Annotated in this window: 14 protein-coding genes; all 14 read right to left on the minus strand. The window is 40.4% G+C overall.

All coding sequences use genetic code 11. From position 1 onward, the window contains the following. Positions 1-134 precede the first annotated feature (134 nt). Positions 135-1,247, minus strand: coding sequence for a cyclic dehypoxanthinyl futalosine synthase (mqnC, locus tag ACQKKO_RS11970; RefSeq protein ID WP_498647439.1), 1,113 nt, complete (start codon positions 1,245-1,247; stop codon positions 135-137). A 98-nt stretch (positions 1,248-1,345) separates the two neighbouring features. After that, positions 1,346-2,272: a primosomal protein DnaI gene (gene dnaI, locus ACQKKO_RS11975; RefSeq protein ID WP_498647441.1), complete on the minus strand. Its 927-nt coding sequence runs from the start codon at positions 2,270-2,272 to the stop codon at positions 1,346-1,348. A gap of 2 nt (positions 2,273-2,274) precedes the next feature. Beyond that, the gene (locus ACQKKO_RS11980; RefSeq protein WP_498647442.1) at positions 2,275-3,723 is read right to left on the minus strand and encodes a replication initiation and membrane attachment family protein; all 1,449 of its coding nucleotides are present in this window, start codon (positions 3,721-3,723) and stop codon (positions 2,275-2,277) included. Positions 3,724-3,973: 250 nt separating this feature from the next. Beyond that, positions 3,974-4,429 (minus strand): transcriptional regulator NrdR, encoded by a 456-nt coding sequence (gene nrdR, locus ACQKKO_RS11985; protein WP_498647443.1) that lies wholly within the window; start codon positions 4,427-4,429, stop codon positions 3,974-3,976. An 80-nt stretch (positions 4,430-4,509) separates the two neighbouring features. After that, entirely contained in the window at positions 4,510-4,911 is a 402-nt protein-coding gene (locus ACQKKO_RS11990) for a DUF1499 domain-containing protein (protein ID WP_498647445.1), read from the minus strand. Positions 4,912-5,015: 104 nt separating this feature from the next. After that, positions 5,016-5,396 (minus strand): adenosylmethionine decarboxylase, encoded by a 381-nt coding sequence (gene speD / locus ACQKKO_RS11995; protein WP_203089670.1) that lies wholly within the window; start codon positions 5,394-5,396, stop codon positions 5,016-5,018. Between the two features lie 220 nt (positions 5,397-5,616). Next, a complete protein-coding gene (locus ACQKKO_RS12000; RefSeq protein WP_498647448.1) occupies positions 5,617-6,639 on the minus strand; it encodes a glyceraldehyde-3-phosphate dehydrogenase in 1,023 nt (340 codons plus the stop codon). 147 nt (positions 6,640-6,786) lie between these two features. Next, on the minus strand, positions 6,787-7,377 hold the full coding sequence (coaE, locus tag ACQKKO_RS12005; protein ID WP_498647449.1) for a dephospho-CoA kinase: 591 nt from the start codon (positions 7,375-7,377) through the stop codon (positions 6,787-6,789). Positions 7,378-7,387: 10 nt separating this feature from the next. Beyond that, on the minus strand, positions 7,388-8,029 hold the full coding sequence (gene ytaF, locus ACQKKO_RS12010) for a sporulation membrane protein YtaF (RefSeq protein ID WP_498647451.1): 642 nt from the start codon (positions 8,027-8,029) through the stop codon (positions 7,388-7,390). A 66-nt stretch (positions 8,030-8,095) separates the two neighbouring features. Then, entirely contained in the window at positions 8,096-8,923 is an 828-nt protein-coding gene (mutM, locus tag ACQKKO_RS12015) for a DNA-formamidopyrimidine glycosylase (RefSeq protein WP_498647453.1), read from the minus strand. A gap of 30 nt (positions 8,924-8,953) precedes the next feature. Then, positions 8,954-11,584: a DNA polymerase I gene (polA, locus tag ACQKKO_RS12020; RefSeq protein ID WP_498647455.1), complete on the minus strand. Its 2,631-nt coding sequence runs from the start codon at positions 11,582-11,584 to the stop codon at positions 8,954-8,956. A gap of 258 nt (positions 11,585-11,842) precedes the next feature. Further along, positions 11,843-13,630 carry a two-component system histidine kinase PnpS gene (pnpS, locus tag ACQKKO_RS12025; protein ID WP_498647458.1) on the minus strand — a complete coding sequence of 596 codons (1,788 nt, stop codon included), beginning with the start codon at positions 13,628-13,630 and terminating at the stop codon, positions 11,843-11,845. Next, positions 13,623-14,342, minus strand: a complete 720-nt coding sequence (locus tag ACQKKO_RS12030) for a response regulator transcription factor (RefSeq protein WP_498647464.1) — start codon at positions 14,340-14,342, stop codon at positions 13,623-13,625. The genes pnpS and ACQKKO_RS12030 overlap by 8 nt, the downstream gene beginning before the upstream one ends. 663 nt (positions 14,343-15,005) lie before the next feature. Next, entirely contained in the window at positions 15,006-15,416 is a 411-nt protein-coding gene (locus tag ACQKKO_RS12035; protein ID WP_498647468.1) for a hypothetical protein, read from the minus strand. Positions 15,417-15,570 lie beyond the last annotated feature (154 nt).

Consider the following 15,570-nt stretch of genomic DNA (forward strand, 5'->3'; position numbering starts at 1 on the left):
CGCGATGGACACCCTTGCCGTCAGCTAACAGTTCCTACTGCCAAGCCTGTAGTGGACTTTCACCACCAAGTTATCACCCATGCTGGGCGCACACAAAAAAGCTTCCTGCCGCTGGCAAGAAGCTTCTCAGATAGTTAGTTTTGCATGATAAAGTCTTTTTCAGCTGATTCTTCCCCGTCAAACACACGAACAATATCATAAGACGTTGTACGTTGCGCTGGAATTTTACCCGCTTCACGAATCAAACGAAGAGTTAAATTCGTGTTGACCTTATGCGTTGTATTGGCAGCTGACACTACGTTTTCTTCCATCATCGTTGAACCAAAATCGTTACAACCAAAATGAAGTGACTGCTTTCCTACTTCAGGTCCCATTGTTACCCATGAAGACTGGAAGTTTGGAATGTTATCTAAGAAGATGCGAGAGATCGCTACATTCTTAAGATAATCTTCTTTTGTCAGTTTCTTTAATCGACGCAGACCCGTATTCTCAGGCTGAAGCAGCCATGAAATAAAGGCTGTGAAGCATTCCGTTTCATCTTGAGCATCTCTCACCCGCTGCAAGTGCAAGGCACGTTCTTCAAATGACTCCCCAAAACCAATAACCATGGTTGCGGATCCGAACATACCAACCTTCTTACTTGCTTTCATCGCATCCATCCACTGTTCCCACGTAACCTTCAGGCGACTAACACGCAGTCTTGTTTCCTCAGTAAGAATTTCAGCTCCACCACCTGGCATACTATCAAGACCCGCTGCATGAAGCTCACGAAGAACTTCTTCCACCGACAAGTCAGACACCTCAGCGATTTTCCAAATTTCAGCAGGAGAGAACGAGTGCATCCAGATATCAGGAAAGCGCTCTTTAATTCCTTTTAACAAATTCGTATAATAATCAAGCTTTAAGTTAGGATTGGTTCCACCTTGCATTAGAATCTCTGTTCCACCGACATCAAGAGTTTCTTGAATTTTAGAGAAGATCACTTCATCATCAAGAACATACCCTTCTTTTGAATTAGGTGGGCGATAAAATGCACAAAAGCTGCAATATGTATCACAGAAGTTTGTGTAGTTTACATTTCGTCCGATGACAAATGTTGTAACAGGCTCTGGATGCCACTTCTTCATAATTGTATCAGCGGCTTTTCCTAGCTTTTCAAGGTCATCACTTTCATATAATTTTACAGCGTCCTCCATGGAAATACGATCCCCATTGACGGCGCGTTCAAGTATTTCATCAACGCTCATGTTGTAACCCCCATCACCTTTTAAAGGATAATTTCATCGTATCATAGATAAATAGAAACTTCCAATTGACAACACCTAAAAAAAAAGGAGAGGCTACGTTAGCTTCTCCGATTCTCACCTTTAATTATTATCGCTTCTGTATAATGCTTAATTCGTTCCATTATTCGCATGGCCTTTAGCTCTTCTGTACCACCTTTATCTGAATAAGCAAGATGGCGTTCCAACTCATCATAATCATAGTTCGATGTAAAAAGAGTAGGTAACTTTTCAAGCATCCGGTGCTGCAAAATGGCACCTAGCACATCATCCCTTATCCAGCTTGACATCGTTTCAGCGCCAATATCATCTAAGATTAATACTTGTGCTTTCTTAACCGCTTCAAGCTTCTCTTGAAATGAACCATCAGAGATGGACTGTCGCATCTCCCGAAAGAAATCAGGAGCGAAGATAATGAATGTTTCAATGTTTCGATCCTTTAATTCGTTCGCAACCGCACCCATCAAATAGGTCTTTCCAACGCCAAATTTGCCATATAGGTATAATCCGTTGCCATCTTCTCCTGGCTTTGCATTCATGGCAAATTGAAGAGCAGCACGACTTGCTTCCATTCGGTCTGTTCCGTGATCTAAATGTTCAAAACTAGCAGAAAGAATTTCTTTAGGGATATAAAGAGATTGAATAAGCGTTTGTTCCTGCTTTTGTTTCTCAGCTTGAACTTTTAAGCTACAGGCATGATACTGAAGCTCTAAATGCTTACGGTCCACATATAGCTCTGGCTGATACCCTTGCATTAAATTAGGGCAACGAACAAGCCCAGGACAGTTATCACAGTTCTCACGCTCTTTTTTGTATTCATAAAGCTTGTTAAGTCCTGTTTGGATCATCTCACTTGTTACAATAGGATGTTCTTCTAAGAAACGAATGATATAAGGGCTTTTTAGCAAGTCTTCCTTCGCACGATCCAATCGCTTTTGAAGTTCATCATTTCCATCCCATTTGGAAAGCGCTGTGTCTATACGTTCCACAATTACCCTCCCTTTTGTTGTTTTGATCGTCTTAATTCTTCGAGCATGCTCTCAAAGCTTTGTTTTGACTGTTGCTCTGTATCATTCGACCGTTCAGTTTTGTTTTCACTTGCTGAAGCCGTTTCCGATTGTGCTTGCTCTTGGGATTGTTTTTCTTCAAGTAGCCATTTTGGAAGCTTATCTTTCTTACGATTTCGTTTCCCTTGTTGTTTTTGCGTGGAATATGAATCCGCAGCTTCCGCCTTGCTTTGCTTCTCTTGCTTTGCCAGTTGCATCGCTTCATGAACAAGCTTTACTTTTTTCCTAGACCAATGACCAGCAATCTTATGAACAAGTGGTTTAGAGAGCTTCATGTCATATTGATACAACACATAATCCAACAAGACATTTGCAACACCTGGTAACAACTGATAATCAAGAATGAGTCCTTCAACAATCTTCACATCAGCTGGTGCGACCTGAGCACCCTCAGAGCGAAGTTCAAGAAGTCTTAATGGCGAAGTCTCCTCGTAAAAGAGGATCGTTCTCTCTTCATCTGTTGTTGGTTCCTTCTGATTCATCGTACGCTCTTTCATCGGCTGTGTTCTCAGACCCAGTCCAGGAGGATTACTCCCATATTCCAACCGATACCAATCCTGTGCTTTTTTCCTTAATAATTCTAAATCAACTCGTTCGTCCGGTCCCACTGCTTGTGAAACAATTTTACTCATTTCAAGCGGATCCACACGATAAACAAAGGCCAGTCGAATGACGGTTTCTTCTACTTCTTTTGTGATCGCCCGTTCTGGAACCACAAAGCTTGAAAGTGCATTTTTCATAAGCTCCAAGTCAAAGTCTTCGAAAGAAAACCCTTGTTTATCATGACGAGAAAGAATTGTTTTATTTGTATAATTCGCCAGTGCTTCCCCGGTTTCTGAACGTAAATTTGAAACCATCTCAGAATGATGTAAGGACGTATACACCTCATCAAATGAATACGTTAACTCCGTATATTCTGATGTCGGAACTGCGTCCACTGAAAAACGATTACGTAATTCTCTAAATTGGGTTTTCCCTAATCGATTAAAAAGATACACACTGAGTACATCATTTTCAAAAAATTGTTTAGGTGTCATAGGTGGTTGCAGTTCATAAAGATAGCGACTCTCTGAATCAACCTTTTGTTTATAGCTTTTTAGTAATCCAATTCCTTCTAGCTTTTTACGTTCCTCAAAGATCTCTGCTAGTGAGAGCTCTGTCATCAACATAAGCTGCCGATGCGTTTGCTCGGAGCTAATCCATTGATCTCTTTCTAAATGTGCCCATAAGGTTGTATATAAACCGTTTGCTACCGTACCTATTAATGGTTGATAGAGTAATACCATTACTTTTTGATCCATATCAGTTAAATAATCAGCCGTTCGAACGGTATATCTATCAACAGGAAGCAGCTCCCTCCAGTGCCAACTCAACGTAGTGCCCCCCTTGTTTCTTCAATCGTGATCATAGTGTAACACGTTCCCTCTATTTCTGCGCCTCATAAATCTGGCAATGCAGGAAACAAGGGCTTTACTATAAAAGATTACATGCTTACATTCAATCTATGAAAAAGCTTGTTCAATAAAACACGAACGGCAAATGATTCCTTTGCAGAATCATTTGCCTTCTTTAAATCCGTTTTTAGTTATTCCTGCTTCTAACCAGCGAACATTGCAAATGCCATTATTCCTTGTTCATTAAATCAGTTAATTCTTTAATGAAGACATTAATATCTTTAAATTGGCGATAAACGGAAGCAAACCGGACATATGCCACATCATCAATGTCTGCCAGTCTTTCCATAACTAATTCTCCAACGTCTTGGCTAAGCATTTCATTTTTCCCAGACCCTCTTAGATCTCTTTCAACATTATTTACTACGTTCTCTAATGTTTCAAGGGAGACTGCTCGTTTTTCACATGCACGAATAAGTCCTCTTAAAATTTTATCTCGACTGAACTCTTGGCGCGTCCCGTCCTTTTTTACAACAATTAATGGAACCTCTTCAACCGTTTCAAAGGTTGTAAACCGGTTTCCACACGATTCACATTCTCTTCGTCTTCGTATTGAGCGAGCTTCATCACTTGGCCTAGAATCCAGTACCCTTGTACCATTAAAATGGCATGTGGGACATCGCATGTAATCATCTCCAACCTTACACAAGTCAAGTCTTCTTTCTACCATTTATTTTATAAAAAAAGACGGGCGCTGACAAGCGGTTATAATAGTTGCTCCCCTAAGCCAGACCCGATATATATCAGTTGTTTATCCAATCTCTTGTACATTAACTCAAGCATCCGTTTACTTTTTCCAAAATCTGAAGGCAAGACGGTATTATATGAGCATGAAAAATCAACCGCCGTCTTAAACGGTCTAACCGTAATAACAGAGGCTACCAGTAAAAACTTTTTCCCGGATGATTGCTCAATAATGATTTCTCCGCGTTCTCGTTCCGTTCGTTTTAAGTTGTATCCCGATTCTTTTACAACAACTTCTATCGCTTCAATGACTTTATCCTTGTTTCCTTTATAATATCTTGTCTGAAGCGATTCATTACTGTGTTTTTCCCCTGTTTCAGCATGACTTCTCGTTAAAAAATGCCAGGTTTCTTTTAATCCCATATGAACCCCTCTTTCTCTACAAAAATCAGTAAGCGTTATCATTAGTATAAACTAAAAAAGTGAATCTGCCAAAAGGCAAATTCACTTTCCTACATACGTTGTAATTAATTAGATTCAACAGCCACTTTTTTAGGCTGAACTGGTCCCATACCTCGAGGTACTTCAATGACTTCGCTAGACGTTGAATGAAGTTCCTGAGCTATATAATTGGAAGCCAGGTGCGGATCTAAATCTCCACAGGTATATACATCTATACTCGCATAGCCATGTTCAGGAAAACTGTGAATGGTTAAATGTGATTCTGAGATGATCACCACTCCACTCACACCATGAGGGGCAAACTTATGAAAAGCTACCTCTCTTACTTCAGCTCCTGCTTTTAACGCGGCATCAACAAAAACCTGTTCAATAAAGTCCATATTATTCAACTTTTCTACATTACAACCCCATAGTTCTGCAATAACATGCCGACCCATTGTGTCCATAAGTTGAATCCCCCTTTACAGTAATAATCATGCCTTTCCAAGCATGCAGCACCACCTATACACACGGGGGAAAGTTAGTCCTATGAGGTCCTAACCCTTTCTGTGTAGAGATCATACCTTGTTTGCCGTTCACGGCTCACGACAACAAGTATACTGTTTTTCAGAGGTCAATGCAATAGACTCAAGTAAGAAACTTGTCATTAATTGCGTATACTCTCACTCATACAGTTAATTCTTTTTTTAGGCGTGCAGCAACATAATTCATTAGATCCACCACTCGACATGAGTATCCCCACTCATTGTCATACCAAGCAAGAACCTTTAAGTGACGAGTACCTTGAACACTTGTAGATAATCCGTCAATAACCGAGGATTGCTCCTCTCCATTAAAATCAATGGAAACAAGTGGTTCATCCGTTATTCCAAGGATGCCTGAAAGCTCAGAGCTTGCCGCTTGTCTAAATGCTGTGTTCACCATTTCTACTGTTACATCTTTCTTTAATTGAACAACCAGGTCTACTAATGACACATTTGGTGTTGGTACTCGTAATGCCATCCCATGAAGCTTTCCTTCAAGCTGAGGCAGAACTTTAGATATGGCTTTAGCGGCACCAGTAGAGGTAGGAATAATAGATTGGCCACAAGATCTGGCTCTACGCAAATCTTTATGAGGGTTATCGATGTTTTTCTGATCATTTGTATATGAATGAACCGTTGTCATCATTCCGCTCTCAATTCCAAATCTTTGGTCGAGTACTTTTGCAACCGGTGCCAAACAATTTGTTGTGCATGAAGCATTTGAAATAATGTGGTGATGCTCTGCCTCGTATTCGTGTTCATTTACACCCATGACAATCGTAATATCTTCGTCCTTTGCAGGTGCTGTAATTAATACTTTTCTTGCCCCTGCTTGCACATGATATCCCGCTGCTTCTTTTGTTTTAAACGCACCTGTCGCTTCAATGACAATATCAATCTCTAGCTCACTCCAAGGAAGGCTTCTTGGATCTCTTGCTTGGAATAACTTAATTTCTTGACCATCAACATATAATTGATCATCCTGAACATCCACTGACAGAGGAAATCTTCCATGCACGCTATCATATTTGATCAGATGTGCAAGCGTCTCTGCTGGATACGTTGCATTAATAGCTACCATATGAACCTTTTTATCAAGCATAGCCTTACGAAAGACCATTCGTCCAATACGTCCAAACCCATTGATCGCTACATTTGTTTTCATCATGATCCCACCCTTTATAGTGTTATACTTTATAACCATTTATTTATTATATAGTATAACACATTATAATTAAGTGCGAATGATTTTCTTGAATATAATAAAAAAACCTACTAAAAATCAGCAAAACTGATCTTTAGTAGGTCATATCTATCCATTCCACGCCTTTAATATGTGACGCAATTCATTTCTTGTCTCTTCCCTAGTACCATGATTATGAATGACACCATCTGCTCGTTCTATTTTTTCATCAATAGGTATTTGAGCATTTATTCGTGATCGGGCTTGTTCCATTCCTGCTTGATCGCGGGACATTAATCGTTTAAGCTGAAGCTCTGGTGTGACATAAACAAGGAGCACCTTATCCACTAGGTAAAATAACTCACTTTCATATAGTAAGGGGATATCCATCACTACATGCTCATGTCCTTCCCTCTGATAAGCCTCAGCCTTTGCAACTAACTCCGACCTCACCACGGGATGAACAATGGCATTTAGTTTCAAGCGCATGCTCTCATTTGTAAAAATTCGTTCGCCAAGCATTGCGCGGTTAATGGAGCCATCTTTATTTAAAATCTCATGCCCAAACGCCTGGACAACTTGATGATACGCTGCCCCGTCTATTTCCAATACTTTTCTAGCAATCACATCGGCATCTACAACAGGAATACCCTCCTGCACCATCATCGATGCCACAGTTGATTTTCCCGTCGCTATTCCGCCGGTTAATCCAATAATCATAAGCTCCTCCTTATATCTTCCAAATTCCGATTATAATGAGAAGAACTCCAGGAATAAAGGCGAGTCGATTAATCCAAGAAATACTCGCAAACCGAAATCCACTTTTCATGCCAAGCATAAGAAAGAAACCACTCATAAAAGCGACGCAGACTGCGAGTAGCCAAGGAGCATACCCTAGTAACGCTGCTCCTACCCCAGCTCCAAATGCATCAAGCGATAAAGCTGCCCCGAGCAAGAGCGCTTCTCTGCCTGTAATAGCGCCAGACTGATCCATATCTGCTTTTAATGGTTCTCTTAGTACATGAATTACAAATCCAAAGATCCTCAGTTGAAAACTAAACGGATGTTCTTTTTTCTTACGCACCGGCTTTGGTTTCTTTTTAACAGGCGCATACACCTGCCATAATGTAAAAAGTCCAATTAAAATAAGTAGGATAGCCCCAATCGCTTCCGCTACATCCTGAGAAAGATAAAGGACGATAGTTTTTCCGAGTCCCATCGCAATAAGAATGGAGGCTCCAGAACAACACGCAATAAATAGAAGAGAAACAAAGGGAATTTTCATTTTTCGAAGTCCGTACGTCATTCCTACTCCGTAGCTATCAAGACTTAGGGCGAATGCAAGCACAACTAATGCAACAAAACCAGACATGAATAGAAGCTCCTTTCTTTAGGCGATCATGTTTTAGCATATGAAAGGAGCTTATTCAATGTACCTTTAGTTCGCTTGACACGTTGGGCAAAAGTGAGTTCCACGTCCGCCAACAACAATTCGAATAATGGTATCGTCACAGTGTTTGCACGGTTCGTTTTTTCGACCATAGACATCCAGCGTCTGTTGAAACATCCCCATCTCTCCTTGACCATTTACATAGGATTTAATGGAGCTGCCACCAAGCTGAACGGCTTCTGACAACGTTTCAATAATACTGTGGTGGAGCTTTTGAAATTCATCATCAGTTAATGATTGGGCAAGCCGCTCTGGATGAATACGCGCCCTGAACAACGCTTCATCTACGTAGATATTCCCTAGACCAACAACAGTTTTTTGATCTAAAAGAAACGGCTTTATCTTGCGTGTGGTTTTCTTGCTTGCATGTGTGAGCAATTCAACCGTAAATGCTTCGTCAAATGGCTCTACCCCAAGCTGAAGCAATGGCATCGTTTCTTCTTCTTTTCCTTTTTCAAAAAGGTGCATGGTTCCAAACTTACGTACATCTTGATACCTAAGCTCTGTTCCATCGGAAAAGCTAAATGTAACGTGGGTATGAGGAACTGGCGAGTCCTCTTGCTTGTATACCCCGTATCTTCCTTCCATGCGTAGGTGAGAGACCATGACTAGATCATCAAGTTCAAAAAGCAAGAACTTGCCTCGTCTTCTCATAGAATGGATCGTTTGTCCCTTTATTTCTGTTGTAAACTCCGCTGGATCAGCTGGTCGTTTAATAATATTTGGCCATGCAATATCAACCGATTGAATGGTTTTTCCGACAACCAATTCTTCAAGCGTTCGTTTGACCGTTTCTACTTCAGGTAATTCTGGCATGTATCATACGCATCCTTTACTTTACTCACTTTATTTTGCTTCGTACCACGTATCGCCAACCGAAACATCTGCTTTAAGAGGGACATTTAATTCCAAAGCAGCTTCCATCACCTCAGGTACGATTTGTTTCATTTGCTCTAGTTCATCTTCTGGTACTTCAAAGATTAATTCATCGTGTACCTGCAAGAGCATTCGACTCTTTAACCCAACAGATTCAAGACGTTCAGCCATGTCGATCATTGCTTTCTTAATAATGTCTGCTGCTGTCCCTTGAATTGGTGTATTCATTGCTGTTCGTTCTGCAAAGCTTCGTAAATTAAAGTTACGGCTGACGAGCTCCGGCAAATAACGTCTACGCTGCATTAAGGTCGATACATATCCTTTTTCACGTGCATCTTCAACAACATTTGACATATACGCCTTCACATTTGGATAACTCTCCAAGTAACGTTCAATAAATTCAGCCGCTTCCTTACGGGTGATATTTAAGCTTTGTGATAATCCATAATCACTAATTCCATACACGATTCCGAAGTTTACAGCCTTAGAGCTTCTCCGCATATTTGATGTAACCTCAGACTCACCTACATGAAAGACATCCATTGCTGTTTTTGTATGGATATCCATATCATTTCTAAACGCCTCAATTAATCCTTGATCTTCTGAAATGTGTGCAAGAACGCGCAACTCAATTTGAGAATAATCAGCAGCTAGAATCGACCAGCCTGGTTCTGATGGAATAAACGCTTTACGAATCGTTCGTCCTTCTTCTAGTCGAATTGGAATGTTTTGCAGGTTCGGATCCGTAGAGCTTAATCTTCCTGTTTGTGTGAGTGCTTGATTATATCGAGTATGAATACGCCCCGTACTTTCATCTACAACTTTTAAGAGACCTTCAATATAAGTAGAATACAACTTACCTAACTGACGATACAGTAAAATATGCTCAATAATTTTATGTTCGTCTGCAAGCTTCTCTAACACATCCGCTGAAGTGGAATACCCGGTTTTTGTTTTCTTCACTGGCGGTAATCCTAGCGTTTCAAATAACACTTCACCAAGCTGCTTAGGAGAATTAATATTAAAGCTTGTTCCCGCTAAGTCATGGATGGTTTCCTCAAGTGCTTTTAAACGCTCTGACAAGTCTTCACCCATTTGCTTAAGCTGCGAGGAATCCACTTTAATCCCCGTAGTTTCCATCCGACCAAGTACCACAGACAGGGGCATCTCCAGATCAAAAAAGAGTTCGGATTGGTTGTTATTTTCAAGCTCTTTCTCTAAATCTTCCTTTAAGTTAAAAATGGCAGACGCTTTACGTCCTAAATGGTCACTTAATGCATCTTCTTCTGGAACACGTTGTTTGGCTCCCTTGCCATACACTGATTCATCATCTTGGACAATCGACAAACCTTTACGTTGAGCGATATCACTCATCCCATGTGAAGATACAGATGGATCAAGTAAGTAGGATGCAATCAACAGGTCAAACTCAACACCATCCAGTTCGATATCCTGCCAGCCGAGTGCGACTACTGTTCGTTTTGCATCAAACACCCATTTTTTCTTTGTTTCATCCTTGGCCCATTCCACGAATAACTCAGATTCAACTGCTGTGGTTGTTGGGATGAAATAGGTTCCATTTTCATTTGTAATGGCAAAGCCTTCAATTGGTGCATGGTGATAATGTTCACCAAGTACCTCTGCCACTAAAGCAGCTGGTGTAGCAAGGTGCTCTTCTGTTACTTCATCAACGAGTGTAATGTCCATTTCACTTAATTCTTCTGAAGGTGTTTCGCCGTTTTCATCTGGTAGTCGATTTAAAAGGGAAGAAAAATCTAGATCCTTAAAGAAAGCCGATACGTTTGCTACATCGTAGTCACCAAAGGCTAGATCGTCTATTCCTAAATCAACTGGAACCTCTGTAAAAATGGTTGCAAGCTTTTTACTCATTAAGGCTTGTTCACGGTGCTCCACAAGTCGTTCTTTCATTTTCTTACCTGAAATTTGGTCTACCGAATCAAGAACTGTTTCAACAGAACCAAATTCCTTTAATAACTTCAGCGCTGTTTTCTCACCGATTCCTGGAACACCAGGAATATTATCTGATGAATCACCCATTAATCCTTTGAGATCAATAATTTGTTTTGCAGAGATTCCATACTTCTCATCGATGGCTTCTAGATCATATCGATCCATATTGGTGATTCCTTTTTTCGTTAAATGCACTTCCACTTTATCTGTAACGAGCTGCAGTAAGTCCTTATCTCCAGAAATAACTTTCACATTCCAGCCTTCCTGCTCCGCTCGACTGGCAAGCGTTCCAATAATATCATCCGCTTCATACTCCGTCGCCTCATGTCGTTTAATTCCATACGTATCAAGAAGTTGGCGGATAAATGGAAGCTGTTCAGACAGCTCTGGTGGTGTTTTTTGTCTTGTTCCTTTATATTCTGAAAAGGTCTTATGACGGAACGTCGATTTTCCGGCATCAAAAGCCACCAACATGTGGGTTGGCTTTTCATCCTCAAGTATTTTTAGAAGCATCGTTGTGAATCCGTACACCGCATTTGTGTAAATTCCTTTATCATTCGACAAAAGCGGTAACGCAAAAAAAGCTCGGTACGCAATACTATTTCCATCTATTAAGATTAATTTCTTCATGTGGGTCCGCCTCATTTCTCTGGTTATCCTTGTCACAATTGTACCATAGGCAAACTTAAATAGAAAAAGTCGAGAAATGAAGACACAAAAAGAGGACGAAAGCATAAGGGGGAGCTTTCGTCCTTCAAGGGGGTGAACAATATCATCCAGCCAGGGTTAGTGGGACTGGAATTATCATTCGTGGTAGACCGTTCACTTATTGAGTATAAGGATAAGCTGTTAAACAGTCATAAAGGCATTGTAAATGTTTTGTAAAGATTAAAAGAGTTCTTCTTGTTGCTCTTTAGGAAAAACAAGTGTAAACACTGTGCCTTGACCTTGCTTACTTTTCACTTGAATACTTGCATGGTGAGCCTCAGCCAAATGCTTTACAATCGCTAAACCTAAACCAGTTCCGCCAGAATTACGGCTTCTCGCTCGATCCACACGATAAAAGCGTTCAAATACTCTTGGGATTTCTTTATCTTCTATACCAATCCCTGTATCCGAAACCTTTAATTCAACAGATCCCGGTTTTCCCTTAATACTCACCTTAACTTCCCCGCTCGCAGGAGTGTACATAATCGCATTGTTAATGATGTTGATCAGGATTTGCTTCATGCGTTCAGGATCCCCTTGCATGGTTGAATCCCCCGAGGCTTCAAGCGATAAGGTAATCTCTTTCGCTACTGCCTTTTCAGATAGCATTGTCACAACTTCTTCAGCAATTTGCTCCAGCGTCATATTTGTCCAGTGAACCTGAAAATTGGAGCGCTCTACTTTTGACAGCTCGAGTAGATCGTGAATTAAGCTCTGTAACCTCTCACTTTCCTTTAAAATGATCTTTAAGAACTTCTCTCTTAGCTCTTCTTGATTCATCGCTCCATCTAGCAATGTTTCTGAGAACCCTTTAATTGAAGTGATTGGTGTCTTCAGCTCATGCGACACATTTGCTACAAAATCTTTACGGATTTGTTCAAGCTTCTTCTGCTCCGTGATATCGTGCAAGACAAGTGTCATTCCTCTCATCTTACCTGATGCATCTAAAACGGGCGCTCCATACACATCATATACCTTAGCCATGTATGGTTTGCCAAGCGTCAGCTGATCTCTCTGCTTCGTTTCTGTAATAAAGACCGATTGAATAAATTGGACCAACCCAGATTCATCCATAACGTCATGATAGAGTCGATTCAACCATGCCTGATCTTCCACCTGGAAAATCATTCGACTTGCTTTATTCATCACGGAAATATCACCACGAACATTAATTAGAAGCAAGCCACTTCCCATGTTCTCAATAAGTGTTTCCATTCGCTCCTGTTGCGCTTGATGCCGTTTCGAAATGTAATCTAAATTATAAGCCAACATATTGAGCGACCTACTTAGCTGCCCAATCTCAGCATGTTGGTTTTCAAAGGTGCGAGCAGAATAGTCCCCTTTTGCTAATCGTTTCGCCACCTTAACCGATTCATCAATCGGCTTCATCATCTCTTTTGTCACCCTAAAAGCTAAGAAAGAAATGAGTGAAACAGCTATAAAAAAGCTTGCCCCAATAATTAACCAGATGGTTCGATCAACAGAATTTAAATCCTCCATTGGTAACCCTAATCGAAAATACCCTACTTTGGCATTTGTTTCATCGTAAATAGGTACAGCATAATAAAGAAGCTCTTGATCTAATGTTTGGCTATAACGAATTTCAAAGCCATCTTCCTCAAGATCAGCCTCCCGAATTTCAGGTCGATCCAAATGGTTGTCTAAAGGCTGCCCCGTTTGTGCGGATTCACCTAACACCTGACCTTCGAGATCGATAATGGTCACACGAGCAATCACGCGGTCACTAATAATCTCTGCCAGCTGATCCAAGTCAGAGTCAGAAGTTAAATCACTCCAAAGCTCTTGGACCATGTAAGAGCCTAATTGCGCCTCACTCTCAAGTCTTTCCGTGATCGTTTTTAAATAAAAGTCCTTGTACCATTGTCCGATGGCTAATCCAAGCCCAGACATGACTATGAGTGTAATCAGTGTAACTGTAGAAATTAAACGAAAACGCAGCTTATGCATCTAGCAACGGTTCTTCCATTTTGTACCCTAAGCCACGAATGGTTTTAATATAAACGGGTTTCTTTGTATTCGGTTCAATTTTCTCTCGCAAGTGACTGATGTGGACATCCACAATTCGGGTATCCCCTACGAATTCGTAGTCCCATACCGCATTAAGTAACTGATCTCGAGTCAGTACCCGTCCTTTATGATTTGCAAGATATAATAGCAATTCAAATTCTTTTGGTGTGAGCGATAACGCCTGTCCTCTGCAGTTCACTTCATAATTCTCCGGAAAGATATCAACCTCTCCAATGCGAATCATCTCAGAGGCATCCTCCGTTGATTGTGGTTGCTGATTCGCTTGAGCCGCCCTTCTTAGGATAGCACGCACTCTAGCCACAACCTCTCTTGGACTAAACGGCTTTGTCATATAGTCATCCGCACCCAGTTCAAGGCCTAGCACCTTATCAAATTCATCATCTTTTGCTGTTAGCATAAGAATAGGTGTCTGCACTTTGCTGATGCGAAGTTGTTTACATACATCGATTCCATCCATTTCAGGTAGCATCAAATCTAGCACAATCAAGTCAAACGGCTGTTGTTTTGCAAGCTCTAGACCTTCTGCACCATCTTTCGCTGTTTCAACCTCGTACCCTGCCTGTTCAAGATTAAATTGGAGTAACGTTACAATTGATTCCTCATCATCTACTACTAAAAGTCGTTTTCCCATAAAGGATATCCTACACTCCTTACATTTTAATTGAACAGTCTTCTCTCTATTTACATGTAGTATAACAAATTTTATTCAAACATTTGCGATAATCTTTACATAAGTTAATAAATGCTTCGATCAGCTTACGAGAATTTAAGATATTTAGTAGGAGAAAAATCAGAAATACAATGCTGCGCTTTGTATGCCGCTACCGGAATGGCTGGCTCGCTTTCCTAGGGAAGGCGCTGAACTAAATTGGCTGGCGCCAATTCATTTCACCTCTGCCTTTTCGTCCCTTAGGAGTCGGCCGGCCATTCCGTCCGCTCGGTTTGGTTCTGACACATTGCGGTTTGCACAACAATCTAGATTAGTGTTCTAGTTGCCGCTACCAGAATAGCCGGCACACTTTCCTAGGGAAGGCGCTGAACTAAATTGGCTAGCGCCAATTCATTTTTTCACCTCTGCCTTTTTGTCCCTTAGGAGTCGGCCGGCTATTCAGTCCGCTAGTTTTGTTTCTATGAATTTACTAGGATACGTTCTATTTGGTTATAGAAAATTTTTTTATTCCTCCAAAATTGTATGAAGGGGATATCTAGATAGTGAAATAGAGCAGTTCACTATTGCGGATCATTTGTAGTAGTCATAAAAACACTTAAGGAGTAAGGCAATAATAAAGTCTAACTATAGAGGGCTATTGTTAAAATCTCCATTTTTAGTTGCGTTCGATACACCCCAATAGATCAAGCGGAATACGGCAGTGTTCAGGCAAAAAATCCAGAAGTATTCAAATGCACTGTAATTAGGAACACTGATTAAAATGGAGTTTAAAAATACGAGGCTTAGAGACAAATACTCGATTACAGAATCTTTTAACCCAATGTTCTTATAAAGGACTTTCGTTTTCGTAAGGTTAAAAACATCTTTTAATTCTTTTGTACGATACCCTTTAACAGCTCCTAGACTGATTACATAGATCCCTAAAGCAGGTCCATAATCTATACTTAATACCCAGGTTGATGCACTGTACAATAAAGTAAATAGAATGAGAACTATTTTAACATCTCTCCTCGCCATGTTAGTTCGATCGAACACGTAACGTTAATCATGCTTATCAGAAATCAATCACTACATTTAGATAACCTACTACATATATGTACTACAAATTCGATAATTATAATCGTAATCCTATATCATTTTTAGCTATTTATTTTTTTTATTGTCTAACAATGATCTTATAATTTATTAT

The organism is Alkalihalobacillus sp. NPDC127517 (assembly GCF_050276055.1).
Lineage (GTDB): Bacteria > Bacillota > Bacilli > Bacillales > Bacillaceae_D > Alkalicoccobacillus.

What these genes read in the sequence shown, in the direction of transcription:
- mqnC (WP_498647439.1), bottom strand. Translation starts at nt 1,247, where the DNA reads ATGAGCGTTGATGAAATACTTGAACGCGCCGTCAATGGGGATCGTATT.
- nrdR (WP_498647443.1), bottom strand. Translation starts at nt 4,429, where the DNA reads ATGCGATGTCCCACATGCCATTTTAATGGTACAAGGGTACTGGATTCT.
- ACQKKO_RS11990 (WP_498647445.1), bottom strand. Translation starts at nt 4,911, where the DNA reads ATGGGATTAAAAGAAACCTGGCATTTTTTAACGAGAAGTCATGCTGAA.
- speD (WP_203089670.1), bottom strand. Translation starts at nt 5,396, where the DNA reads ATGGACACAATGGGTCGGCATGTTATTGCAGAACTATGGGGTTGTAAT.
- ACQKKO_RS12000 (WP_498647448.1), bottom strand. Translation starts at nt 6,639, where the DNA reads ATGAAAACAAATGTAGCGATCAATGGGTTTGGACGTATTGGACGAATG.
- coaE (WP_498647449.1), bottom strand. Translation starts at nt 7,377, where the DNA reads ATGATTATTGGATTAACCGGCGGAATAGCGACGGGAAAATCAACTGTG.
- ytaF (WP_498647451.1), bottom strand. Translation starts at nt 8,029, where the DNA reads ATGTCTGGTTTTGTTGCATTAGTTGTGCTTGCATTCGCCCTAAGTCTT.
- mutM (WP_498647453.1), bottom strand. Translation starts at nt 8,923, where the DNA reads ATGCCAGAATTACCTGAAGTAGAAACGGTCAAACGAACGCTTGAAGAA.
- polA (WP_498647455.1), bottom strand. Translation starts at nt 11,584, where the DNA reads ATGAAGAAATTAATCTTAATAGATGGAAATAGTATTGCGTACCGAGCT.
- pnpS (WP_498647458.1), bottom strand. Translation starts at nt 13,630, where the DNA reads ATGCATAAGCTGCGTTTTCGTTTAATTTCTACAGTTACACTGATTACA.
- ACQKKO_RS12030 (WP_498647464.1), bottom strand. Translation starts at nt 14,342, where the DNA reads ATGGGAAAACGACTTTTAGTAGTAGATGATGAGGAATCAATTGTAACG.